General features: G+C 71.7%; 16 protein-coding genes. 11 read left to right on the plus strand and 5 right to left on the minus strand.

All coding sequences use genetic code 11. The features are described from left to right. Positions 1-2: 2 nt before the first annotated feature. A complete protein-coding gene (locus ACF06X_RS13575; RefSeq protein ID WP_392287412.1) occupies positions 3-1202 on the plus strand; it encodes a glycine C-acetyltransferase in 1200 nt (399 codons plus the stop codon). A gap of 4 nt (positions 1203-1206) precedes the next feature. Next, positions 1207-2115, plus strand: a complete 909-nt coding sequence (locus ACF06X_RS13580; RefSeq protein WP_392287413.1) for a LysR family transcriptional regulator — start codon at positions 1207-1209, stop codon at positions 2113-2115. Positions 2116-2168: 53 nt separating this feature from the next. Here the strand turns inward: ACF06X_RS13580 and ACF06X_RS13585 are convergent, their stop codons facing one another. Continuing rightward, positions 2169-4145, minus strand: a complete 1977-nt coding sequence (locus ACF06X_RS13585; RefSeq protein WP_392287414.1) for an exo-alpha-sialidase — start codon at positions 4143-4145, stop codon at positions 2169-2171. A 222-nt stretch (positions 4146-4367) separates the two neighbouring features. After that, entirely contained in the window at positions 4368-6155 is a 1788-nt protein-coding gene (locus ACF06X_RS13590) for a serine hydrolase (RefSeq protein WP_392287415.1), read from the minus strand. 170 nt (positions 6156-6325) lie between these two features. On the opposite strand from ACF06X_RS13590, the gene ACF06X_RS13595 reads away from it, so the two are divergent. The 4 genes from ACF06X_RS13595 to ACF06X_RS13610 all read left to right on the plus strand — a co-directional run bounded on the left by ACF06X_RS13595 (position 6326) and on the right by ACF06X_RS13610 (position 11237). Further along, entirely contained in the window at positions 6326-7435 is a 1110-nt protein-coding gene (locus tag ACF06X_RS13595) for an NAD(P)H-dependent flavin oxidoreductase (protein WP_392287416.1), read from the plus strand. Beyond that, a complete protein-coding gene (locus ACF06X_RS13600) occupies positions 7432-8988 on the plus strand; it encodes an acyl-CoA synthetase (protein ID WP_392287417.1) in 1557 nt (518 codons plus the stop codon). The genes ACF06X_RS13595 and ACF06X_RS13600 overlap by 4 nt, the downstream gene beginning before the upstream one ends. A gap of 218 nt (positions 8989-9206) precedes the next feature. Continuing rightward, positions 9207-10052 carry a class I SAM-dependent methyltransferase gene (locus tag ACF06X_RS13605; RefSeq protein ID WP_392287418.1) on the plus strand — a complete coding sequence of 282 codons (846 nt, stop codon included), beginning with the start codon at positions 9207-9209 and terminating at the stop codon, positions 10050-10052. A gap of 78 nt (positions 10053-10130) precedes the next feature. Then, positions 10131-11237 (plus strand): calcium:proton antiporter, encoded by a 1107-nt coding sequence (locus ACF06X_RS13610; protein WP_392287419.1) that lies wholly within the window; start codon positions 10131-10133, stop codon positions 11235-11237. On the opposite strand, the gene ACF06X_RS13615 is transcribed toward ACF06X_RS13610, so the two are convergent. After that, positions 11238-13628 (minus strand): penicillin acylase family protein, encoded by a 2391-nt coding sequence (locus ACF06X_RS13615; protein ID WP_392287700.1) that lies wholly within the window; start codon positions 13626-13628, stop codon positions 11238-11240. Positions 13629-13795: 167 nt separating this feature from the next. Here ACF06X_RS13615 and ACF06X_RS13620 point away from each other — a divergent pair, with 167 nt between their 5' ends. Further along, positions 13796-15301, plus strand: coding sequence for a fatty acyl-CoA synthetase (locus ACF06X_RS13620; RefSeq protein ID WP_392287420.1), 1506 nt, complete (start codon positions 13796-13798; stop codon positions 15299-15301). 26 nt (positions 15302-15327) lie between these two features. Here the strand turns inward: ACF06X_RS13620 and ACF06X_RS13625 are convergent, their stop codons facing one another. Together ACF06X_RS13625 and paaK are read right to left on the minus strand one after the other, a co-directional pair. Continuing rightward, a complete protein-coding gene (locus ACF06X_RS13625; RefSeq protein ID WP_392287701.1) occupies positions 15328-15705 on the minus strand; it encodes a VOC family protein in 378 nt (125 codons plus the stop codon). Positions 15706-15736: 31 nt separating this feature from the next. Continuing rightward, positions 15737-17053, minus strand: coding sequence for a phenylacetate--CoA ligase PaaK (gene paaK, locus ACF06X_RS13630; RefSeq protein ID WP_392287421.1), 1317 nt, complete (start codon positions 17051-17053; stop codon positions 15737-15739). A gap of 289 nt (positions 17054-17342) precedes the next feature. Here paaK and ACF06X_RS13635 point away from each other — a divergent pair, with 289 nt between their 5' ends. The 4 genes from ACF06X_RS13635 to ACF06X_RS13650 all read left to right on the plus strand — a co-directional run bounded on the left by ACF06X_RS13635 (position 17343) and on the right by ACF06X_RS13650 (position 22553). Next, the gene (locus tag ACF06X_RS13635) at positions 17343-18776 is read left to right on the plus strand and encodes a family 2B encapsulin nanocompartment shell protein (protein ID WP_392287422.1); all 1434 of its coding nucleotides are present in this window, start codon (positions 17343-17345) and stop codon (positions 18774-18776) included. Between the two features lie 46 nt (positions 18777-18822). Then, a complete protein-coding gene (locus tag ACF06X_RS13640) occupies positions 18823-20172 on the plus strand; it encodes a family 2 encapsulin nanocompartment cargo protein terpene cyclase (protein ID WP_392287423.1) in 1350 nt (449 codons plus the stop codon). A 61-nt stretch (positions 20173-20233) separates the two neighbouring features. Continuing rightward, positions 20234-21091 carry a geranyl diphosphate 2-C-methyltransferase gene (locus tag ACF06X_RS13645; RefSeq protein WP_392287424.1) on the plus strand — a complete coding sequence of 286 codons (858 nt, stop codon included), beginning with the start codon at positions 20234-20236 and terminating at the stop codon, positions 21089-21091. A 238-nt stretch (positions 21092-21329) separates the two neighbouring features. After that, a complete protein-coding gene (locus ACF06X_RS13650) occupies positions 21330-22553 on the plus strand; it encodes a cytochrome P450 (protein ID WP_392287425.1) in 1224 nt (407 codons plus the stop codon). The last annotated feature ends 20 nt before the right edge of the window (positions 22554-22573 follow it).

The raw sequence follows: 22573 nt of genomic DNA on the forward strand, positions 1-22573 counted from the left end.
CGATGTTCGACTCCGTACGCGACGACCTCCGTACCACCCTCGACGAGATCCGTGCCGCCGGTCTGCACAAGCCCGAGCGCGTCATCGGCACCCCCCAGTCCGCCACCGTCGCCGTCACCGCCGGCGGGCGGCCCGGCGAGGTGCTCAACTTCTGCGCCAACAACTACCTCGGCCTCGCCGACCACCCCGAGGTGGTCGCCGCCGCCCACCAGGCGCTCGACCGCTGGGGCTACGGCATGGCCTCCGTCCGCTTCATCTGCGGTACCCAGGAGGTGCACAAGGAGCTGGAGGCGCGGCTGTCCTCCTTCCTCGGCCAGGAGGACACGATCCTCTACTCCTCCTGCTTCGACGCCAACGGCGGTGTCTTCGAGACGCTCCTCGGCCCCGAGGACGCCGTCATCTCCGACGCCCTCAACCACGCCTCCATCATCGACGGCATCCGCCTCTCCAAGGCCCGCCGCTTCCGTTACGCCAACCGCGACATGGCCGACCTGGAGCAGCAGCTCAAGGAGGCGGCCGACGGCGGAGCCCGCCGCAAGCTGATCGTCACCGACGGCGTCTTCTCGATGGACGGCTACGTCGCCCCGCTCGACGAGATCTGCGACCTGGCCGAGCGCCACGACGCCATGGTGATGGTCGACGACTCGCACGCCGTCGGCTTCGTCGGCCCCGGCGGTCGCGGCACCCCCGAGCTGCACGGCGTGATGGACCGCGTCGACATCATCACCGGCACCCTGGGCAAGGCACTCGGCGGCGCCTCCGGCGGTTACGTCGCCGCCCGCGCCGAGATCGTCGCCCTGCTGCGCCAGCGCTCCCGCCCGTACCTCTTCTCCAACACCCTCGCCCCGGTGATCGCCGCCGCCTCCCTGAAGGTCCTCGACCTTCTGGAGTCGGCCGGCGACCTGCGCGACCGGCTGCGCGCCAACACCGCGCTGTTCCGCTCCCGCATGACCGACGAGGGCTTCGACATCCTCCCCGGCGACCACGCCATCGCCCCCGTCATGATCGGCGACGCGTCCGAGGCCGGGCGGATGGCGGAGCTGCTCCTGGAGCGCGGCGTGTACGTCATCGGATTCTCGTACCCGGTCGTTCCGCAGGGCCAGGCGCGCATCCGCGTCCAGCTGTCGGCGGCGCACTCCACCGAGGACGTCAACCGCGCGGTCGACGCGTTCGTCGCCGCCCGCGCCGCCCTGCGAGACTAGGGGCATGATCGAAGCGCGGCGGCTGCACATCCTCCGTGCGGTGGCCGACCACCGCACGGTCACGGCCGCTGCCGCCGCGCTCTACCTCACCCCCTCGGCGGTCTCCCAGCAGCTCGCCGCGCTGGAGCAGGAGACCGGCCACCGGCTGGTCGAGCGCAGCGCCCGGGGCGCGCGGCTCACCCCGGCCGGCGAGATCCTGCTCAGCCACGCCAACGCCGTCCTCGCCCAGCTGGAGCGGGCCGAGTCCGAACTCGCGGCCTACGGGTCGGGCGAGGCCGGCACGGTCACCGTGGCCGCGTTCGCCACCGGCATCGGCCTCGTCGTCGCCCCCGCCATCACCCAGCTCGCCCGGACGGCGCCCGGCATCCGGGTACGGGTGCGGGACGCCGAGGGGGACGAGAGCCTGCTGATGGTCCTGGACCGGCAGGTCGACGTGGCGGTGGCGGTCGAGTACCGGGGCGCGCCCGGCGAGGACGACGCCCGGCTCACCCGCGTACCGCTGTACGCCGAGCCCTTCGACGCCGTCCTGCCGCTCGGGCACCGGCTCGCCGACGACGAGCGGGTCGCACTCGCCGACCTGGCCAAGGACGCCTGGATCGGGCAGTCGGCGGGCAACCCCTGTCATGACGTGACCGTCCTGGCCTGCGAGTACGCGGGCTTCGCGCCCCGCCTCGAACACTCCTCCGACGACTTCCGCGCCGTCGTCGCGCTCGCGTCGGCGGGCGCGGGAGTGGCGCTCGTGCCGCGCTCGGCGCTGCGCGGGATGGAGCTCGACGACGTGCTGATCCGCCCGGTGGACGGCGTGGCCCCGACCCGCCGCGTCTTCGCGGCGGTACGGCGCGGAGCCGAGGACCATCCGCTGATCAGCCCCGTGCTCACCGCCCTGCGCACGGCGGCGGAGCCCGGCGCCTGACCGACCCCGAACCGAGCCCGCTTCGGGCCGGCCGGCTCGGCGGCCCTCGGCCGCTACCAGATCGTGGTGAATCCGAGCCGGACCCGCTCCTGGTCGACCGCCACGTCGAGGGCGCCGTTCTTCACCCGGCCCGCCTCGGCGGCCGACAGAGCGCGCCCGAAGACGCGGAGGTCGTCCAGACCGCCGTGGAAGAGTCGCGTGACCCCGACCGGCTGGTCGGGGAAGTCCGGCCGGGCACCGATGTGGACGTTGAACTGGCCGGCCGGGGTGATGTCGCCACGGGGCGCGGGCGCGGTGGACTCCGTACCGCCGTCGACCGCGAGAACGAGCCGATCACCCGTGCGCTTGAACACGACGTGGTGCCACTTGTCGTCGTTGTACGAGGAGGGGACCGTCACCTCGCCCGACTCGGTGTCCGTGCCGATGGTCGCGCGCAGGACGCCCCGCTCCGGTTCGGCCCGCAGCGAGAAGTGCCGGATCGTGGGGTCCGTGCCCGGCGCGCCGTAGGCCCACACGAGGGGCCGTACACCGGTGGTGGCGGAGTGTCGGAACCAGGCCGTGACGGTGAAGTCCCCGGCGCGCACCCGCAGGGAGTCCGAGCAGCCGAGCAGCCGCAGGTAGTCGTCCCGGCCGTCGAAGTCCATGGCCTTGCCGGAGCCGCGCGTGCCGAGCCGCGCCCCGCCGTGGACGACGGCGTGGTTGCCGTACTCACCGGGCGGCGGCGCGGAGGTGTCGGTGGTGCGGGGGCGGCGCAGCTCGGTCCTCGCCGCGTCCATGGCGGTCTCGGAGAAGGAGGTGAAGACGACGCTGCCGTGCGGGATGTTCCCGCCGGTCTCGTACAGGACACCGACCGACCCGTCGGGCAGCAGGGTCAGGTCCGAGTAGCCGGTGCGGGCGGAAGAGACGAGGGTGCCGGCGGTCTGCCAGCTCTTCCCCTCGTCGGTGGAGGAGCGGATGGCCAGCTCGCGCCGGTCCTCCAGCGGGTTGGGCCCCAGCCGGGCGGGCCCCGAGAACAGCAGCCGGTCGGGCTTGCCGTCGAGGTCCCGCGCGTGCAGCCGCAGCAGAGAGCCGGAGACCGGTGTGGTGTCCAGCTTGGGCACCGGGGCGAAGGGGGCGGTGAAGGTGGCGCCGCCGTCGGCGCTGGTGGCCGCCAGCCGGTGCTCCTGGGTGGTGCACGGGACGGGCCGGGAGGAGCGGGCGTTGACGTACACGCCCCCGCCGGCGGTCTCGGCGACCGCCGGCTCGACGGGGAACGCACCGGTCTGGTCCGCCTCGGAGGTGGCGCCCAGCTCCCAGCTGAGTCCGCCGTCGTCGCTGTAGTACAGCTGGCCGCCGGCGACCGTGTCGCTCTTGGCGGTGTGGTCGCCGGGCACGATCAGTCGTCCCTCGTGCTTGCCGCGACTGAGCTGGATGCCGTGGCCGGGGCCGGTGGACACCCACCCCCAGCCGGTGGGTTTGAGCTGCGGCAGCGCGACGCCCGGCGACCAGGTCACGCCTCCGTCCATGCTGTGCTTCGCGTGCACGGTACGGGGAAAGCCGCCGCGACTCGGTGCGGAGGCGTCACGGTTCCAGTCGCTGCTGGAGTACAGCAGGGTGATCCGGCCGGTCACCGCGTCCACGACCGGCGCCGGGTTGCCGTGCGCGAGCTGGTCGCCCTCCCCGACCACGCGCTCCAGCGGACTCCAGGTCCGGCCGCCGTCGGTGGACCGCTTCAGCACGAGGTCGTTGTCGCCGACGTCGTGGCAGCCTGCCCTCTCCTCCCGTACGCGGCCCTCGGCGAAGGCGAGCAGGGCTCCGGAGCGGGTGGTGACGAGCGCCGGGATCCGCGTGCAGTGGTAGTCCTCACCCGCCTTGAACGGCATCGACACCTGGGCCGGAACCAGGGCCCGGGTGACCGAGGCGGGCGCGGGCGACGACGACGCGACCACGAGGACGAGCGCGGCCGGCACGGCCGGGGCGAGCACGCGGAGCCACGCGGACAGGGCGGAGCGGCGCGCGCCCGGTGGGCGGCGCTCGGACAGGGGGAGCATGCGGGGGCACCTCAAGGGGACGGCGGACGCGAAGGACGGTCGTGCGGCGCGGCGCGGAACGGTGATGCCGTGCGCGAGCGAGCCGACCGCGGCGGCCCCCCGCGAGCGCGAAGGCCACCGGGAACGGGCGAGCGACAGCGGTTCGGTGGCCTTCTCGCCGGACGGTACCTCGATCGATCATCCGTTCGCGGCCGCGCCACGCCAGTGGACCGGGTGTACCGCTCAGTCGGCCGACCTGGTCCAGCCCACCGCCTCGATCCGCACGCCGTCCGAGGGGCGCGTCTCGTCGAACACCGGGCGCCCGACCGGATCGAGGATCCGCAGCCCGTCGACGTACACCCCGCGCCCGACGTAGCGCTGGTCCGTCGTGTACCGCCAGCGCACCCGGAGTTCCCGTCCCTCCCCGGTCGGCAGCTCCGCCGTCGCCTGGTGCCAGACCCGGCCCGACCAGCCGCTCACCGACCCGGCCGGGTGCGGTCGCGCCGGCCCGTCGCCGCGTACGGTGGCGAACGGCACCGGCTCCCAGCTCGCACCGCCGTCCCGCGACGCCTCCAGGAAGGCCGCGTCCGAACCCGGCTCGGTGTCCCACCACAGGGCGCACTCCAGCCGCGTGGAAGCCGCGAGCGGCGGCAGCGTGAGGGTGGCGGTCGTGGCGCTCGCCGTCCCGGAGAACCAGGCGGTCCGGCCGCGCGCCGGGCGGACCGGCACGGCGCGGGCCAGGTTGTTCGCGGCGGCGACCCGGGGCGCGGAGCCGGAACGCCAGGTGCGCACCGGGTGGACGGAGTTGCCCAGCACGACGAGGAAGGCGTCGGTGGTCGGGTCCAGGACCAGGCTGGTGCCGGTGAAGCCGGTGTGTCCGGCCGTGCGCGGCGTGGCCATCGCGCCCATGTACCAGTGCTGGTACAGCTCGAAGCCGAGGCCGTGCTCGTCGCCGGGGAACGCCGTGTTGAAGTCGGTGAACATCAGCTCGACGGACGCGGGGGAGAGGATGCGGGCGCGGCCGTACGCTCCGCCGTTGAGGAGGGTACGGGCCAGCACGGCGAGGTCCCAGGCGCAGGAGAAGACCCCCGCGTGCCCGGCGACGCCGCCGAGGCTGTAAGCGTTCTCGTCGTGGACCTCGCCCCACACCATGCCCCGGTCGAGGCCCGACCACGGACGCCGGGCGTCCTCCGTCGCCGCGATCTTCGGCCGCCACGAGAGCGGGGGATTGAACCGCGTGCGGTGCATCCCGAGCGGAGCGGTGATCTCGTCGTGGAGCAGTGCGTCCAGCGGGTGACCGGTGATCTCCTCCAGGATCAGCTGGAGTGCGATCAGGTTCAGGTCGGAGTACAGATACCTCGTGCCGGGGGGCCCGGCCAGGGTCTCGTTCCACAGCAGCCGCAGCTTCCCCTCCCGCGTCGGCTCCTTGTAGAGCGGGATCCAGGCCCGGAACCCCGAGGTGTGGGTGAGGAGCTGACGGACCGTGACGTCCTGCTTGCCGCCACCGCCGAACTCCGGCAGATACGCCGTGACCTTCGCCTCCAGCTCCAGAGCGCCCCGCTCGATCTGCTGGACCGCCAGGATCGAGGTGAACAGCTTCGAGACGGACGCCAGATCGAAGACGGTGTCCTCGGCCATCGGGATCTGCCGCTCCGCCGGCAGCTCGATCCCGCTGTCCGTCTTCTCGTCGTACCCCGCGTACCGTACGGCCGTGCCGATCGGCCGGTGCAGCGCCACCGTGCCGCCCCGCCCGGCGAGCAGCACCGCGCCCGCGTACCACGGATGCTTGGGGGAGGGCCCGAGGAACGCCTCGGCGTCGGCGACCAGCCGGTCCAGATGCCCGGGCAGCAGCCCGGCACGCTCGGCGGAGCCGTGCCGCAGCGTCGTCCGTCCGCCCCGCGGTACGGAGGCCTCGGCGGCCCCCGGAATCGAGCCGACCACCAGCGCACCTCCCAGGGCGAGAACCCCGCCGCCGAACGCGCGGCGGCTCATTCCCCGGCCCGTCGAACCCTCTGCCGTCTCCTCCGTCATACCCACCCTCTCCCACCCGGCTGAAAGAATCCTTCGGCCACACCCGTATCGACTGAAACTTTCTTACCGGGGTGAGGGCGGGTCAAGGAAGCGGGCGGCAGGGCAAAGAATCTGACGCTGCATCAGAAAATCTCTTCCCTCGTCCGGTCCCTTGCGGCATCCTGCCGCCCATGAAGACGGAGCTGAGCCAAAAACTGGGGATCGAGCACGCCATCTTCGGCTTCACGCCCTTCCCCGCGGTGGCCGCCGCCCTCACCAGAGCCGGCGGATTCGGCGTTCTCGGCGCGGTGCGCTACACCGCCCCCGGCGACCTCGCCCGTGACCTCGACTGGATGCAGGACCACACCGACGGGCTGCCCTACGGCCTCGACGTCGTCATGCCGGCGAAGAAGGTCGAGGGGGTGAGCGAGACCGATGTGGAGGCGATGATCCCCGAGGGGCACCGCGAGTTCGTCCGCGCGACCCTCGCCAAGCACGGTGTCCCCGAACTCGCCGAGGGCGAGGCCTCCGGCTGGCGCATCACCGGCTGGATGGAGCAGGTCGCCCGCGGCCAGCTCGACATCGCCTTCGACTACCCCATCAAGCTCCTCGCCAACGCGCTCGGCTCCCCGCCCGCCGACGTCGTCGCCCGCGCCCACGACCACGACGTCCTCGTCGCGGCCCTCGCCGGAAGCGCCCGGCACGCCCGCCGCCACGCCGAGGCCGGCATCGACATCGTCGTCGCGCAGGGCTACGAGGCCGGCGGCCACACCGGCGAGATCGCCTCCATGGTCCTCACCCCCGAGGTCGTCGACGCCGTCTCCCCGCTGCCCGTCCTCGCCGCGGGCGGCATCGGCAGCGGGGAACAGATCGCCGCGGGCCTCGCGCTCGGCGCCCAGGGCGTCTGGCTCGGCTCGATCTGGCTCACCACCACCGAGGCCGACCTGCACTCCCGCGCGCTGACCGCCAAACTCCTCGCCGCCGGTTCCGGCGACACCGTCCGCTCCCGCGCCCTGACCGGCAAACCCGCCCGCCAGCTCCGCACCCTGTGGACCGACGCCTGGGACGACCCGGACGGGCCCGGCACCCTCCCCATGCCCCTGCAGGGACTGCTCGTCGCCGAGGCCGTCTCCCGTATCCAGAAGTACGAGGTGGAGCCGCTGCTCGGCACCCCGGTCGGACAGATCGTCGGACGGATGAACTCCGAACGCAGCGTCCAACAGGTCTTCGACGACCTCACCCGCGGCTTCGAGCGGGCTGTCGACCGCATCAACCGCATCGCCGGACGGAGCGCACCGTGAGCGAACGCAGCGAACTCAACGGCTTCTGGGCCCAGGCCACCGCCGACCCGGCCCGTACGGTCCTGATCGCACCGGACGGCGAGGAGTGGACCGCCGGGCGCCTCCACGCCGACGCCAACCGCCTGGTCCACGGGCTGCGCGCGGCCGGCCTTGAGCGAGGGGACGCCTTCGCCGTCGTCCTGCCCAACGGCGTCGAGTTCCTCACCGCCCATCTCGCCGCCTCCCAGGCCGGGTTCTACCTCGTCCCCGTCAACCACCACCTGGTCGGGCCCGAGATCGCCTGGATCGTCGCCGACTCCGGCGCCAAGGTCCTCATCGCCCACGAGCGCTTCGCCGCCGCCGCGACGGCCGCCGCCGACGAGGCGGCCCTGCCCGCCGCCCGCCGGCACGCCGTCGGGACGATCCCCGGCTTCCGGCCGTACGCCGAACTCCTCGACGGGCGACCGCGGACCCCGCCCGAGGACCGCACCCTCGGCTGGGTCATGAACTACACCTCCGGCACCACAGGACGCCCGCGCGGCATCCGCCGTCCGCTGCCCGGCAAGCTCCCCGAGGAGACGTACCTCGGCGGATTCCTCGGCATCTTCGGCATCCGGCCCTTCGACGGCAACGTCCACCTCGTCTGCTCACCGCTCTACCACACGGCCGTGCTGCAGTTCGCGGCCGCCGCCCTGCACATCGGGCACCCGCTCGTCCTCATGGACAAGTGGACGCCCGAGGAGATGCTGCGGCTCATCGACACGTACGACTGCACCCACACCCACATGGTCCCGACGCAGTTCCACCGCCTCCTCGCCCTCCCGGAGGAGGTACGGAGCCGGTACGACGTCTCCTCGATGCGCCACGCCATCCACGGTGCAGCCCCCTGCCCCGACCACGTCAAGCGGGCGATGATCGACTGGTGGGGCACCTGCGTCGAGGAGTACTACGCGGCGAGCGAGGGCGGCGGCGCCTTCGCCACCGCCGAGGACTGGCTGAAGAAGCCGGGAACAGTCGGCAAGGCCTGGCCCATCAGCGAACTCGCCGTCTTCGACGACGAGGGAAAGCGGCTTCCACCGGGTGAACTCGGCACCGTCTACATGAAGATGAGCACCGGCGGCTTCGCCTACCACAAGGACGAGGCCAAGACGGCGTCGAGCCGTATCGGCGACTTCTTCACCGTGGGCGACCTGGGCTTCCTCGACGAGGACGGCTACCTCTTCCTCCGCGACCGCAAGATCGACATGATCATCTCGGGCGGGGTCAACATCTACCCCGCCGAGATCGAGGCCGCCCTCCTCAGCCACCCCGCCGTCGCCGACGCCGCCGCGTTCGGCATCCCGCACATGGACTGGGGCGAGGAGGTCAAGGCCGTCGTCGAACCGGCCGAGGGCCACGAGCCGGGCGAGGCCCTCGCGGCCGACCTGCTCGCCCACTGCGCGCGCCACCTGGCCGGCTACAAACGCCCCAAGTCGGTCGACTTCATCGCGTCCATGCCCCGCGACCCCAACGGCAAGCTCTACAAGCGACGGCTGCGCGCACCGTACTGGGAGGGCCACGACCGCCCGCTCTAGGGCGTTCACCCCGCCACTGGGCAATTTCGCACAGGATCGGCCCCATCCTGGGTGGCGGATCGCTGCGGGGGCGCGTGCCGTCCCGGCGTCCGGACCGCGCGCAGGCGGCAGCAGTGACCTGCCGCGCCGGTCCTCGTTCCCCAGGTGATGACGTACGGTGGGGCGCTTTGAGGAGGTGCGGCACAGTGTCAGGCGGTGCTCAGCGGGCTCGCCCCGCCATGCGACCCGTGGTGCAGGAGACGTACGGTCCGGCCGATCTGAGCGGCCATCGAGTCTTCGCCGGGGGATTCATCAACTTCGGGTACTGGCGGGCAGTGGACCTGGGCCTGCCGCTCAGCGAGGTGGAGCGGGTCCGTAGCCAGGAGGATCTCTACCGTCATGTCCTGGACGCCGCCGGGCTACCGCGAGGGCCGAAGGTGCTGGAAGTCGGCTGCGGGCTTGGCATGGGATGCGTGGTGACGTTGCGGGAGTTCCGCCGCACCACGGTGACCGGCATGGACATTCATCCGGAGCAGCTGCGGCGGGCGCGCAGCGCGCATGCCGACCTGCTTCGGGAGGAGCCGGCACGGCTGCGGTTCGTCCAGGGGGCCGCGGAGAGCATGCCGTTGGAGGACGGTGAGTTCGACGCTGTCATCAGCGTGGAGGCCGCTCAGCACTTCCCGGATCTCGGCGCCTTCGCGGCAGAGACGTGGAGGGTGCTGCGACCGGGTGGCCGGGTGGCTGTCGCCAGCTTCTTCACCGTGGACGACGCGCCCGGCCGGCCGGAGGAACTCGCGCGGCTGCTGGATACGTACGCCAGCGGCCTGGACATCGCACGGCCGGTGAAGGCGCTCGCTGACGCGTTGACAGAGGCCGGGTTCACGAGCGTGCGCGTCGAGTCGATCGGGCCGCATGTCTGGCCGGGATGGGACCTGTGGCTCAGCCGGTGGTGGGCCCCGGGGACCTGGCCGCGGAACTTTCTGCGTGTCTACGAGCAAGGGATCCTTGACTACTACGTCGTCACGGCGGGTCGGCCTGGGCAGAACGCCGGCGCGGAGACAGCCGCTGCGGCGTCGGGTTCGTGACGGCGGTGCTTGTGCCGGGACGCCGGGCGGAGCAACCGGCCGGCCGCCGGATGCGGCTTTTGTGGCAGTATGCTGATCATGAGTTCGAGTACGGCGCGGCTGACCCGGCAGTGGACGACGTGGGGACCGGTCGTGGCGGCCGTCGCCCTCGGGCTCGCGTGGGGGCGCGATCTGCCCGGATTCGCCGTCGTGCTCATCGCCCTCTGCCTGATCGCCGCCGTGCTCGCGGCCGTCCACCACGCCGAGGTCGTCGCCCACCGCGTCGGCGAACCCTTCGGCTCGCTCGTCCTCGCCGTCGCCGTCACGGTCATCGAGGTCGGACTGATCGTCACCCTGATGGCGGGCGGCGGCGACAAGACCTCCACCTACGCCCGTGACACGGTCTTCGCCGCCGTCATGATCACCTGCAACGGCATCGTCGGTCTCTCCCTCCTCGTCGGAGCCCTGCGCAACCGGGTCGCCGTCTTCAACGCCGAGGGATCGGGCGGCGCGCTCGCCACCGTCTGCACGCTGGCGACGATGACGCTGGTCCTGCCCTCGTTCACGACGAGCCGGCCGGGACCCGAGTTCTCCGGCGCCCAGCTGGCCTTCGCCGCCGTCGCCTCCCTCTGCCTGTACGGGGTGTTCGTCACCGTCCAGACCTACCGGCACCGCGACTACTTCCTGCCGGTCGCGCGCGAGAACCGAGGGGTACCGGAGTCGGAGGACGAGCACGCCCCGCCGCCCACCGACCGGGAGACCTGGGCCGGCCTCGGCCTGCTCCTGCTCGCGCTGGTCGCCGTCGTCGGCAACGCCAAGCTCGTCTCGCCCACCATCGAGGACGGCGTCCAGTCGGCCGGACTCCCCACGGCCGTCGTCGGCGTGGTCATCGCCCTGATGGTGCTGCTGCCCGAGACGCTCGCCGCCGTCCGCGCGGCCCGCCGCGACCGGATGCAGACCAGCCTCAACCTCGCCTACGGCTCCGCGATCGCCAGCATCGGCCTGACGATTCCGGCGATCGCGCTCGCCTCGATCTGGCTGTCCGGGCCCCTGGTCCTCGGCCTGGGACCCGTGCACATGGTGCTGCTCGTCCTCACCGCCGTGGTGAGCGCGCTGACCGTGGTGCCCGGACGGGCCACTCTCCTCCAGGGCGGCGTCCACCTCTCGATCTTCGCCGCCTTCGTCTTCCTGTCGCTCAGCCCCTGATCAGTCGCGCACCCGCACCACCCTCAGCTGCGGCGACCTGAGGATGTCCTTCTCGCAGAACCGCGAGGTCACCCAACGCTCCCGCGCGTACAGCTCCGTCTGGTCGCTGAAGTGCGCCGAGTTCGGATCGGAGGACTGGGAGTACGTCAGGAGGGTGCGGGCCACCGGGCAGCGGGACCCGTCCCAGCCGACCGCCTGGACATGGCTCGTACCGTGCGCCACCTCCGTGTAGCCGCCGCCGGCCGCGTTCCACACCGGCTCGGTCTTGTTCCAGATCCCCAGCGACTCCGTGCCGCCGCTCACCGGGATGCGCTTGCCGTTCCGTACCACGAACTGGTGCGCGCCCAGCGGCGCGTCCAGCGGGATGCCGGCCGCCCGCAGCTCCGCGACCGCGTCCCCGAGCGCCTTGGTGAAGGCGGGCGATGCGGTGTTCAGCGTGTGCGGCGTCCGGACCGGGTCGGTGGCCGAGAACGGCACCTTCCACTGCTCGCCGCTGGGCACCGTACGCGTGAACGCGCGCCAGAAGCGGTCGAAGAGCAGCGCGCCCCTGCTGTCCGTGTTCACCGTACGGTCCCAGGCCCCGATCACCCGGCAGGCCTCCGGGTCGCCGGGCAGCACGGTCGCGCACGCCTTCGCCGCGTCGGCGGCGGCCAGATCACCGGCCGGGGCCCGGTTGGCGAACTGCTGCTTCTGGAGGTCCGCCACGGTCAGACCGCCCTCGGCGGCCATCGCCGCCATGTCCTCGATCCCGCCGCGGGTACGGAGCGAGCGCGGGGTGGCGATCGTGCCGAAGACCCGCTCGTAACCGGTCAGCGGCCGGTCCGCGTTGGACAGCCACGCGCTGTCGTTGGAGTTCCCGACGTACGGAGCGTTGCGCAGCACCGGCATCTTCGACGGTCCGAAGACACCGGGCTGGATCGCGTCCGGGTCCGAGCCGAGCGCGCAGTCGGTCCGCGAGCCGTCCAGGACCGCCACGCCAGAGGCGGGGTACGTCGCCCGGCCCAGCGGGGTGGAGCAGCGCCGGGCGAGGTCGTCGGTGATCCGGGGGAGCACCTGCGACTGGGTGAAGAGGGAGTTCCCGGCCGCGTCGGCGGCGATGGTGTTCACCCAGGGCAGCCCCTGGACGCGGCGAAGGGTGTCGAGGATGTCCGCCGTCGAGCGGGACTTGGCGAAGCCGAGCGCGGTGTCGGAGCCGCGCATGTTGGCGGCGTTCGGGTCGTTGAGCGCGTACGCCGTCGTGGCCGTCCACGGCAGCGGCAGCTGCGCCCCGAGCCCGGTGACGACCGGGCCGTACCGCGTCCACCACTGCGTACGGGTGACGGGCGGGCCGTCCTTCACCGGCACGGTCACCGTGCGCCGGGTCATCCGCTCGGGCTTCCCGTCGACCAGATAGGCGGTCGGGTCGGCCGGGTCCAGGGTGAGCTGGTGCAGATTGAGGGTGACGCCGGTCGCGACGGTGTGGCTCCACGCCACCTTGTCGTTGAAGCCGATGTTGACCACGGTCGTGCCGAGCAGCGAGGCCCCGGAGACGTTGAGCTCGCCGGGGATGGTCTGCTGCGACTGCCAGAACCGGCGGCCGCCCTGCCACGGATAGTGCGGATTGCCGAGCAGCAGTCCGCGTCCGTTCGCCGTCGTACTGCCGTGGAACGCCACGGCGTTGGAGCCCATGTCGGCGCCCGACGCGGCGAACAGCTCGCGGGCCGCCTCGGCCGTACGGGCGGGGTCCGGGGACGTGGCGGTGCTCGCCGACGCCGGGGAGGCGGGCGGCCGCGCGGCCGTGATGCCGTCGATCCCGCGGCCCTGCCCGCCGAGCACGGAGACCGCGAACCCGCGGCGCGCCACGTCGAGTTGGGTCACCGGCCGCACCCAGGGCGCGCCCGCGCAGGCGGGGTCCGTGACGCGGTTCTGCTTCAGCCACGCGTTGTAGCCGGCCGCCCAGCCCCGCATCAGCTCCTTGAGCCGGGTGCTGGGGCCGGCTGGGGCGGGCTGGGCGAGGAGGCCCTCGACCGTGCCAGCCTCCCGTACGCCGCGGAAGTACAGATCGCTGGAGAGATTCCTCGTCGCCGAGGAGAGCGAACCGTCCGGCGTCCCGTCGGGGCCGAACCAGCGGGAGCGTTCGCCGTTCACGGTCACGAAGCCGTCGGCGAGCGTGCATATCTGGTCGGCGGCCTGGGCCCAGCCGGTGCCGAAGCCGAGGTTCGCGTAGTCCTTGGCGACGATGTGCGGGATGCCGTACTCGGTGTAGCGGATGACGGCCGACAGGCCCCGTTCCGACGGGCGGTCGTGCCGCTCACCGGAGTCGGCCACCGCCGCGGCGGGCAGCGAGGCGGTGACGGTCGCGAGCGCGGCGCCGGCGAGCGCCAGCTGTTTCAGGCGGGTGCGGAGGTGCAACGTGCCTCCCAACAGAGGGACCGTGTATGCGGGTTGGACCATGCACGCAGCTGAGCGCTTGCTTTGTCAACATCCCGTTCGGTATCCGAGGTCCGGAGCCATATCGGAGCCATGCCGTGGCTTCGCGGTACTTGACCGGCCCCTCGGCGCCCACCGAGGATCCAGCCATGGAACGACTCCTGAGCCGCACCGTCGACGGCGTCCTGCGGATGAGCGCGCAGCGCGTCCCCGAGCGGATCGCCGTACGGTACGCGGACCGGTCCTGGACCTACGCGGAGCTGGACGCGGCCGTGACCACCGCCGCCGCCGTACTGCGCGAGCGGTACGGGCTCCAGGAGCGCGCCCGGGTCGCGACCTACGGCCACAACTCCGACGCGTATCTGATCGCCTTCCTCGCCTGCTCCCGGGCGGACCTGATCCACGTCCCGGTCAACCACCACCTCACCGGCGAGGACCTGGCGTACATCCTGCGCCAGTCCGGCAGTTCGCTCGTGCTCGCCGATCCCGCGCTCATGGACCGTGTCCCCGCCGGCCTCGCCGTGCGGCCGCTGCGCGACACCGACGACTCGTTCCTCGCGGCCCTCGCCGAGCCGGACACGTACGACACCGACCGTGACGCCCGCGAGTACGTCCAGCTGCTCTACACCTCGGGAACGACGGCCCTGCCCAAGGGCGCCCGGATGACCCACCGCGCCCTGGTCCACGAGTACGACAGCGCCATCGACGCGCTCGACCTGCGCGAGGACGACAGGCCGGTCCACTCACTGCCGCTCTACCACTCCGCGCAGATGCACGTCTTCCTGCTGCCGTATCTCGCGGTGGGCGCCGAGAACACCATCGTCGACGGCCCCGATCCGGCCGTCCTCTTCGATCTGATCGAGGCGGGCCGCGCGGACAGCCTCTTCGCGCCGCCGACCGTGTGGATCGGCCTGTCGAACCACCCCGAGTTCGCGAGCCGTGATCTGTCGGCCCTGCGCAAGGCGTACTACGGCGCCTCGATCATGCCCGTACCCGTCCTGGAGCGGCTGCGCGACCGGCTGCCGGGGCTGCGGTTCTACAACTGCTTCGGGCAGTCCGAGATCGGCCCGCTGGCCACGGTCCTCGGCCCCGACGAGCACGAGGGCCGGATGGACTCCTGCGGCCGGCCCGTCCGGCACGTCGAGGCCAAGGTCGTCGACGAGGACGGCCAAGAGGTCCCGGACGGCACCCCCGGCGAAGTCGTCTACCGCTCACCGCAGTTGTGCGACGGCTACTGGGACAAGCCGCGGGAGAGCAGGGAGGCCTTCCGCGACGGCTGGTTCCGCTCCGGCGACCTCGCCGTGCGCGACGCCGACGGCTACTACACCGTCGTGGACCGCGTGAAGGACGTCATCAACTCCGGGGGAGTGCTGGTCGCCTCCCGCCAGGTCGAGGACGCCCTCTACACCCACCCGGCCGTCGCCGAGGTCGCCGTCGTCGGCCTGCCCGACGAGCGCTGGATCGAGGCGGTCACCGCCGTGGTCGTCCCCCACGAGCCGGGCACGGTCACCGAGGCCGAACTCCTCGACCACGCACGGGAGAAGCTCGCCCACTTCAAGGCGCCGAAGAAGGTGCTCTTCGTGGACGAGCTGCCCCGTAACGCCAGCGGGAAGATCCTCAAACGCGAACTGCGCGACCGCTTCACCGCTTCCTGAACGGTTCCCGCCTCACGGGTGACCGCTCAGCGGTCCTCGGTCAGGCAGAGGATGTTCCCCTCGCTGTCCTTGAACCAGGCGCCCCGCATGGTCTCCGTCTCGGCGACGCCGTCGACCGTCTTGATCCCGGGCAGGTCGTACTCCTCGAACGTCACACCCTTGGACCGCAGTTGCGACATCTCGGCGTCGAGGTCGTCCACCTTCCAACTCGCCAGGGTGTGCTCGGCCTTGCCGCCGTAGGGCGTCTCGTAGAGACCGATGGCCGTGCCGGCACCGCTCTCCAGCCTGGTGTCCTCGGGCGACTCCTTCGTCAGGGTGAGTCCGAGGGTCTCGGTGTAGAAGCGCTTCGCGCGGGCCATGTCGTTCACCGGAACGATCGCGACCACGGACGAGTCCGCCAGCATCTCCACCACCTCCTCCTTCCTCCCTTCCAGGCTACGCGTCCCCCCGGAGCGGGGCTCGGAGACCGCCTCGCAGGTCCACGATCCGCTTGATCTTCCCGACCGAGCGTTCGAGTGTCTCGGGGTCCACCACCTCGACGCCGACCGAGACCCCGATCCCGTCCTTGCAGGCCGCCGCGATGGCCCGGGCCGCCTCGGCGCGCTGCTCGGGTGTCGCCCCCTGCCGCGCCTCGGCCCGTACCGTCAGCGCGTCCAGCCGCCCCTCACGGGTCAGCCGCAGCTGGAAGTGGGGAGCCACCCCCGCCGTCCGCAGCACGATCTCCTCGATCTGGGTGGGGAAGAGGTTCACCCCGCGCAGGATCACCATGTCGTCGCTGCGGCCGGTCACCTTCTCCATCCGCCGGAACACCCGGGCCGAGCCCGGCAGGAGCCGGGTGAGGTCCCGCGTGCGGTAGCGGATCACCGGCATGGCCTCCTTGGTGAGCGAGGTGAAGACCAGCTCGCCCCGCTCGCCGTCCGGCAGCACCTCGCCGGTGAACGGATCCACCACTTCTGGATAGAAGTGGTCCTCCCAGATGTGGAGCCCGTCCTTGGTCTCCACGCACTCCTGGGCGACGCCGGGACCGATCACCTCCGACAGGCCGTAGATGTCGACGGCGTCGATCGCGAACCGTTCCTCGATCTCCCGGCGCATCGCCTCGGTCCACGGCTCGGCGCCGAAGACGCCGACCTTGAGCGAGGTGGACCGCGGATCGACGCCCTGGCGTTCGAACTCGTCGAGCAGCGTCAGCATGTACGAGGGCGTCACCATGATGATCTCGGGCCGGAAGTCCTGGATCAGCCGCACTTGACGCGCCGTCATGCCCCCGGACGCGGGGATGACCGTGCAGCCGAGCCGCTCCGCGCCGTAGTGCGCGCCGAGGCCGCCGGTGAAGAGACCGTAGCCGTAGGCCACATGGACCGTGTGCCCGGGCCTGGCGCCGGCCGCCCGCAGGGAGCGCGCGACCACGTCGGCCCAGGTGTCCAGGTCGCGGTCGGTGTAGCCGACGACGGTCGGCCGCCCGGTGGTGCCGCTGGAGGCGTGGATCCGCCGGACCCGCGACCGGTCGACGGCGAACATGCCGAAGGGGTAGTTCTCGCGCAGATCGTCCTTGGTGGTGAAGGGGAAGGCGGCGAGGTCCGCGAGCGAGCGGCAGTCGTCGGGGGTGAGCCCCGCCGCGTCGAAGGCCTTCCGGTAGAAGTCCACGTTCTCGTAGGCGTGGCGCAGCGTGGCCCGCAGCCGTTCCAGCTGGAGGCTCTCGAGCTCCGCCCGCCCGAGGCGCTCGCCCTCGTCCAGCAGCTCCGTCGTCATGCGCCCACCACTCCCGTCCCGTCGGCCCTACGTACGAAGGTCACCTACCGATCATTCGGTAGATCCCGAAGTCAGTAAATCCGCACGCACCCTGTTCTTGGCAAGAGTGCGGGTCCGTCTTTCCGGTCGCCCGGACGGCGGAGCGCGCAGGGCGCTTGCGGGGGCGCTCCACGGGCACGGAGTGCTCCCGCTGCGGCCGCGCCACACGCATATGACAAAGGCAACCATGCGTTACACCTGGACGCGGAGAGTGACCTACGACATTGAGTCCCAGGAACGGAGTCAGCCCATGTCGGTCGACGCAGAGCCGGCGGCCCCCGCGCCCGCCCCCGCCCCCACCGCCGAGGTGCGCCAGGTGCAGCTCAGCCTCAGCACGGCGGCGGCGCGCAACCTCGCGACCACCACCAAGTCCGAACCCCAGATGCAGGGCATCAGCTCCCGCTGGCTGCTGCGCAAGCTGCCCTGGGTGCACACCCCCGGCGGCACCTACCGGGTCAACCGACGGCTGTCCTACGTGGTCGGCGACGGCCGCGTCACCTTCGTGAAGAGCGGTTCCAAGGTCCAGGTCATCCCCGCCGAACTGGCCGAACTGCCCCTGTTGCGCGGATTCGACGACCCGACCGCGCTGGGCGCGCTCGCCGACCGGTTCGTGCAGAAGGAGTACGAACCCGGCCAGGTGATCGTGCACGCCGGCAAGAAGGCCGACCACGTCTACCTCATCGCCCACGGCAAGGTCGAGAAGATCGGCACCGGCAAGTACGGTGACGAGACCCTCCTCGGCCGGCTCGGCGACGGCGACACCTTCGGCGGCCAGATCCTCGCCGGTGACGGGAAGTGGGAGTTCTCGGCCAAGGCGGTGACCGCGGTCACGATCCTGGCCCTGCCCCAGACCGCGTACAAGGCCGTCGCCGACCAGTACGACAACCTGCGCGCCCACGTCCAGAACCTCGGCTCCAACGGACACCGCCGGCCCACCAACAAGGCGGGCGAGGCGGCGATCGAGCTCAGCGCCGGACACCGCGGCGAGACCGTGCTGCCCGGTGCCTTCGCGGACTACGAACTCAAGCCCCGCGAGTACGAGCTGAGCGTCGCCCAGACCGTGCTCAAGGTCCACAGCCGCGTCGCCGACCTCTACAACCAGCCGATGAACCAGACGCAGCAGCAGTTGCGCCTGACCATCCAGGAGCTCCGGGAGCGCCAGGAGTTCGAACTGGTGAACAACCCGGAGTTCGGCCTCCTCAACAACACCGACTACGACCAGCGCATCCAGACCCAGTCGGGACCGCCCACGCCGGACGACCTCGACGACCTGCTGAGCATGCGCCGCGGCACCCAGTACTTCTTCGCCCACCCCCGCGCCATCGCCGCCTTCGGCAAGGAGTGCAACAAGCGGGGGCTCATGCTCCGCTCCGTCGAGGTGGACGGCCACGCCATCCCCGCCTGGCGCGGAGTCCCGATCCTGCCCTGCGGCAAGATCCCGGTCAGCGAGCACCAGATCTCCTCGATCATCGCCGTCCGTACCGGCGAGAACAACGAAGGGGTCATCGGCCTCTACCAGACCGGACTTCCCGACGAGATCGAGCCCGGCCTCAACTGCCGGTTCATGGGGATCGACGAGAAGGCGATCATCTCCTACCTCGTCTCCACCTACTACTCGGCCGCCGTTCTCGTCCCGGACGCGATCGGCATCCTGGAGAACGTCGAGGTGCGTCCGCGTGCCTGACCCTCACCTCCCGACGAGCCCGGCGAGCGGGAACGGGGGCTGAGCCGTGTCCGTGCTCTCCCGCATGGCCGCCGCCGCGGGCTCCCACGACGTGGCGGCGCTGATCGACGCGGTGCTCTCCGATCCCGTACGGCCGGGGCGGCCCGACCTGTTCGGGGCGACGCCGTCGCCGACGGCCGTGGGAACCCTCTCGCCGGGGCCCACCGGCCTCGGCACCTCGGCCGCGCGGTTCCTGATCCCGCAGCCGTCCCCCTCCGCCGCGCCCCCGGCCGCCCTCCGCCCCGCCGCTCCCGCAACCGCCGGAGCTGTTCCGGGAGGGCCGACCGGGCTCGGCACCTCCGCCGCCCGGATCGCCACCCGGATCACCGAGCGGCCGCGGGCCGGCACGGCGGCCGCGGGAGCCGCGGGAGCCGCGGGGCCGGCCACGGGGACGCCGCCGCCCAAGGGCGTACCCACGCTCTACTGCCCGCCCGCCGTCCGCGACGACCCCGCCCTCGGCGAGTTCGTCAACGAGCGCCTCGTGCTGTGGGCGGAGGAGGTCGGCATCTACCCCGGCCACCTCGACAAGGTCCGCTCGGCCAACTTCGGCCGGCTGATGATGCTCGCCCACCCCGAGTCCGACGACCCCGAAAGGCTCCTCGCGGCGGCCAAGTGCGGACTGTCGGAATGGGCGGTGGACGATCACATCGTCGACTGCGAGGTCGAGGAACCCCGGCACGACGTCCTCGGCCAACGCCTCGCCATCTGCCACTCGGTGATCGACCAGGCACAGCTTCCGCTGCGCTACGCGCCGCAGTTGGAGGAGGCCGTCCGCAAGGACCCGGTGGCGATGGCCCTGCGGTCCGCCCTGGACAACCTCGCCCAGTACGTCTCGACGACCCAGGTGCGCCGGCTCCGCCACGAACTGGCCATCATGTTCGTCGCGTACAACCAGGAAGGCGTCTGGCACACCACCGGGCAGCGCCCGCCCGTCTGGGAGTACCTCACCCACCGGCACGAGAACAGCTTCATCCCGTGCATGGTCCTCGTCGACGCCATCGCCGGCTACGAGGTGCCGATGGCCGAGTTCTCCGACCCCCGGGTGCGCCGCGCGTTCAATCTGGCCGGCACGGCGACCGTCCTCATGAACGACCTCTACTCGATGGGCAAGGAAGACCCCACGGACTTCAGCCTGCCCATGCTGATCGCGGCCGAGGAGGAGTGCTCGATGGAGGAGGCCGTCGAGCAGAGCGTCCTCATCCACGACGAGCTGATGCACACCTTCGAGGCCGAGGCGGCCGTCCTCGCCCGCAGCGGCTCCCCGCAGCTGGCCCGCTTCCTGGCCGGAACCTGGGCCTGGGTGGGCGGCAACCGTGAATGGCACGCCGGCAGCGCCCGGTACCGCACCACGGAGTGACGCCACACCCCACGCTCCGCCCCCCTCTGTCCCCCACCACACCAGGTAAGGAACCCCACGCATGACCACGTCCACCCCATCCGCCGTGCTGCGTACGCCCTATCAGGAGTCAGTGGCCCGCTACTGGAACACCAACCAGCACGACCCGGTGAACCTGAAGCTCGGCGAGATCGACGGGCTCTACCACCACCACTACGGCATCGGCGACTACGACCCCTCCGTCCTCGCCGGACCGCAGGACACCCGGGACGCCCGGATCATCCAGGAGCTGCACCGCCTGGAGACCGCCCAGGCGGAGCTGCTGCTCGACCATCTGGGTGAGCGCACGCCGAACGACCGGCTCCTGGACGCGGGCTCGGGCCGCGGCGGCACCAGCATCATGGCCGAGCAGCGCTTCGGCTGCCACGTGGACGGCGTCTCGATCTCCGAGTACCAGGTCGACTTCGCCAACGCGCAGGCCGAGAAGCGCGGGGTCGCCGACCGGGTCAAGTTCCACTTCAGGAACATGCTCGACACCGGCTTCGCCACCGGCTCGCGCCAGGCCATCTGGACCAACGAGACCACGATGTACGTCGACCTCTTCGAGCTCTACGAGGAGTTCTCCCGGCTCCTGGAGCACGGCGGCCGCTACGTCTGCATCACCGGCTGCTCCAACGACGTGACCGGCCTGCGCTCCAAGGCCGTCAGCCGGATCGACGAGCACTACACCTGCAACATCCACCCGCGCAGCGCCTACTTCCGCGCGCTCGCCGAGAACAACCTCGTGCCCATCCAGGTCGTCGACCTGACGGCGGCGACGATCCCGTACTGGGAGCTGCGGGCCAAGTGTTCGGTGGCCACCGGCATCGAGGACCCGTTCCTCACCGCGTACAAGGAAGGCAGCTTCCACTACCTGATGATCGTGGCCGACCGGGTCTGACCCTTCCGGCCCGCGCGGAGCCCCGGGTGGACCCCCGGGGCTCCGGCGCGTCGGGCCCGCGCCTGTCGCCCGTCCCGCACGCCGTCGCTCACGCGATCGAGTGTGTTTGTCCGTCCCGGCGCGGATTCTCCGTGCGCGAGGGGAACGTGGAGAGAAACCGGAGGACGCAGGGGACCTCCATGCCGGTCCGTCCCCGTCACCGGTGCCGTCATGTCCCACGCCCTCGCGAAAGCCGCCCATGACCACCACCGCCACCCCCGAATCCTCCGACGCCCCCAAGGTCCACTTCTGGGCCGTGCCCGACCTCACCGGCCTCGAATTCGACCCGCTGCTCGCCAAGCTGCTCCACGAGGACCCGGTCACCCGGATCCGCCTTCCCAACGGCGAGGGCCACGCCTGGCTGGTGACCCGCTACGAAGACGTCAAGTTCGTCTCCGTCGATCCCCGTTTCAGCCGGCAGGCCGTCTGGGGACGCCAGGTCACCCGCCTCGCCCCGCACTTCATCCCCATGGACGGAGCCGTCGGTTTCGCCGACCCGCCCGACCACACCCGGATGCGGCGGGTGGTGGCCCGGGCCTTCAGCGCCCGCGCCCTGCGCTCCCTGCGCGACCACGCGCAGGCCACCATGGACCGTCTGCTCGACGCCATGGCGGAGCACGGCTCCCCCGCCGACCTGATGGCGATGGTGAACCGGCCCTTCCCGCTCGCCATGGTCAGCGAACTCATGGGCGTACCGGAGGACGACCAGCCGCTGATGGCACAGTGGTCCGACACGATCATCTCGTCGGGTGCGGGCCGCGAGGCCAGCGAGCGCGCCAAGGCCGACATGGGGCAGTACTTCACCGACCTCATCGGCCGCAGCCACGGCACGGAGAAGGAGACGCTCGTCGCCGTCCTCGCCGACGCCATCGACGACGCCACCCTGGAGGAGCACGAGGCCGTCGGTCTCGCGGTCCTCATCCAGATCGGCGGCGGGCACGCCGTGCGGAACAACAGCGCCAACATGGTCTACGCGCTCCTCACCCACCCCGAGCACCTCGCCCGGCTCCGCGCCGAACCCGAGCTGCTGCCGCAGGCGGTCGACGAACTGCTCCGCTACATCCCGCACCGCAACGCGGTGGGCCTCTCCCGGATCGCCATGGAGGACGTCGAGGTGGGAGGCGTCCTCATCCCGGCCGGCGACCCGGTCTACGTCTCGTACCTGACCGCCAACCGCGACCCGGACGTCTTCCCCGACCCCGAGCGGCTCGACTTCGACCGCGGCTACAACCCGCACGTCGCCTTCGGCCACGGCCCGCACTACTGCCCCGGCTCCGCCCTGGCCCGCATCGAGTCGGAGATCCTCCTCGACTCGCTGTGGAAGCGGTTCCCCGAGCTGCGGCTCGCCGTGCCCGAGGAGGAGATCCAGTGGCAGCGCGGCGCCCTGATCAGGGGCCCCGAGACCCTGCCCGTCGCCTGGTGAGAGGAGAGAACCGGTGAGAG

It is taken from the genome of Streptomyces sp. NPDC015346, assembly GCF_043078785.1.
Taxonomy (GTDB): domain Bacteria; phylum Actinomycetota; class Actinomycetes; order Streptomycetales; family Streptomycetaceae; genus Streptomyces.

What these genes read in the sequence shown, in the direction of transcription:
- ACF06X_RS13575 (WP_392287412.1), top strand. Translation starts at nt 3, where the DNA reads ATGTTCGACTCCGTACGCGACGACCTCCGTACCACCCTCGACGAGATC.
- ACF06X_RS13580 (WP_392287413.1), top strand. Translation starts at nt 1,207, where the DNA reads ATGATCGAAGCGCGGCGGCTGCACATCCTCCGTGCGGTGGCCGACCAC.
- ACF06X_RS13585 (WP_392287414.1), bottom strand. Translation starts at nt 4,145, where the DNA reads ATGCTCCCCCTGTCCGAGCGCCGCCCACCGGGCGCGCGCCGCTCCGCC.
- ACF06X_RS13590 (WP_392287415.1), bottom strand. Translation starts at nt 6,155, where the DNA reads ATGACGGAGGAGACGGCAGAGGGTTCGACGGGCCGGGGAATGAGCCGC.
- ACF06X_RS13595 (WP_392287416.1), top strand. Translation starts at nt 6,326, where the DNA reads ATGAAGACGGAGCTGAGCCAAAAACTGGGGATCGAGCACGCCATCTTC.
- ACF06X_RS13605 (WP_392287418.1), top strand. Translation starts at nt 9,207, where the DNA reads ATGCGACCCGTGGTGCAGGAGACGTACGGTCCGGCCGATCTGAGCGGC.
- ACF06X_RS13610 (WP_392287419.1), top strand. Translation starts at nt 10,131, where the DNA reads ATGAGTTCGAGTACGGCGCGGCTGACCCGGCAGTGGACGACGTGGGGA.
- ACF06X_RS13620 (WP_392287420.1), top strand. Translation starts at nt 13,796, where the DNA reads ATGGAACGACTCCTGAGCCGCACCGTCGACGGCGTCCTGCGGATGAGC.
- ACF06X_RS13625 (WP_392287701.1), bottom strand. Translation starts at nt 15,705, where the DNA reads ATGCTGGCGGACTCGTCCGTGGTCGCGATCGTTCCGGTGAACGACATG.
- paaK (WP_392287421.1), bottom strand. Translation starts at nt 17,053, where the DNA reads ATGACGACGGAGCTGCTGGACGAGGGCGAGCGCCTCGGGCGGGCGGAG.
- ACF06X_RS13635 (WP_392287422.1), top strand. Translation starts at nt 17,343, where the DNA reads ATGTCGGTCGACGCAGAGCCGGCGGCCCCCGCGCCCGCCCCCGCCCCC.
- ACF06X_RS13645 (WP_392287424.1), top strand. Translation starts at nt 20,234, where the DNA reads ATGACCACGTCCACCCCATCCGCCGTGCTGCGTACGCCCTATCAGGAG.
- ACF06X_RS13650 (WP_392287425.1), top strand. Translation starts at nt 21,330, where the DNA reads ATGACCACCACCGCCACCCCCGAATCCTCCGACGCCCCCAAGGTCCAC.